Raw genomic sequence first — 1,462 nt, 5'->3', positions numbered from 1 at the left:
CGTTGAGGTTCAGCACCATGGTCTGCAGGGCCAGACCCAGCTGGTCCTTTTCCGAAGCCAGCTGCACCTCGACATTGAGGTTGCCGTCGGCGATCTGTTCAGCGACATCGGCGTTACGTGAGAGGTTCTCGGCCATGTCATCCAGAGCATTGGCGAGGGTACCGATTTCATCACCACGATTCATGTTCAGGCGCATGCTGAAATCACCCTTGGCGATCTCCTGGGCGAGTTCAACTCCTTTTACGACCGGTATGCTGATACTGCGAGAGAGGAAAAATCCCAATATCAGGGCAAGGATGACACCGATGACACTACCGGCAATGGACAGGCTTTCAGCCTGAACAGCTGCACCATGGGCTTCGCTGACCGAAGCTTTGGCAATATTCTGGTTCATGTTAGTGATTTTAACCAATAACTCGACTGCTTCATCATGAAGCAATCGTGCCGGTCCCATGGCCTGTTGTTCCATAGCGTTATACAGGGCTTCCGCGCGGGTGATTTCGTCCAACAACTGATCAAAGCGATCAAAGGTGCCTTCCGCACCGGGACGGATGGTGGAGGCATAAATCAGGCTGGCGCCCTGGGTATCTCCGGCCTCGATCCGCTCCTTGGCTTTTTCTATACCCTGATGGAAGGGGGCATGGTTGTTGTTTATGCCACTTAAAATGTTGCGCAATGTTGCATTGTCAGTCTTGAAATTTGCTAACCAGCGACCAAAGTTACAGCCGGAGTGGTTGGTCCCCCCCTCAAATACCTGTCCATCACGAATCATTGTCTGAACCTGCCCCATCAACTGATGATGATCCCCGCGGAACTGTTGCAGATCAGCTCTGAGTTGGGTCGGATCGAGGATTCCGGTGCCCTCAACTTCGCGGGTTAGACGAAAGAATTCATCACTGGCTTGTTGGAATTTGTTCCAGACCGGGACGAACTGTGACCATAACTGCGCTTCTTCTGCAGTTTGCGGCAAGGGTTCGTAAATGGCCCAGGCTTCTTCAAGATGTTCACGGGCATGTTCGACATTGGTGTATTGTCGGGCCCGGTCTTCAGGGGCCAGTTTGGGGTTGAGTAGGCTGCGTTGGGACAATAGAATCTGTTCGGCACCGACTTCCATTTCCAACAGACTCTCGATGCTGGGCAGACGGACCTCGCCTACCTCCACCAGGTGGCCGTCCAGATCATTAACACCCCACAAGCCAATAGCACCAACAACTAACGTTATCAGGGCAACAATCAGAAATCCTCCAATCAGTTTGACGCCAATTTTCAGGTTTTTCATTTTTTCCTCCATGGTTTTTCGTTAAGTGGCATACGTTTTATTAGACTGTTTCGACCTCTTCCAGTTCTTCATCTTCGAGCAGGGCTTCGATATCCAGCAGGATCTTGACCTGCTGGCCGATCTTGCCCATGCCGGCGATATAGTGTTTGCGATTGCGACCGGTGGCGGGGGGTGGCTCGATCT

1 protein-coding gene is annotated in these 1,462 nt (G+C 52.2%); it reads right to left on the bottom strand.

The window, feature by feature from the left end; genetic code table 11:
* Positions 1 to 1,279: MCP four helix bundle domain-containing protein (locus tag AC1931_RS15405; RefSeq protein WP_483878161.1), on the bottom strand; the 1,279-nt coding region annotated here is incomplete at its 3' end.
* Positions 1,280 to 1,462 lie beyond the last annotated feature (183 nt).

The organism is Pelovirga sp. C15f, assembly GCF_057178085.1.
The sequence above is the reverse complement of the archived record's forward strand: the minus strand, read 5'-3'. Positions and strand labels throughout refer to the sequence as shown.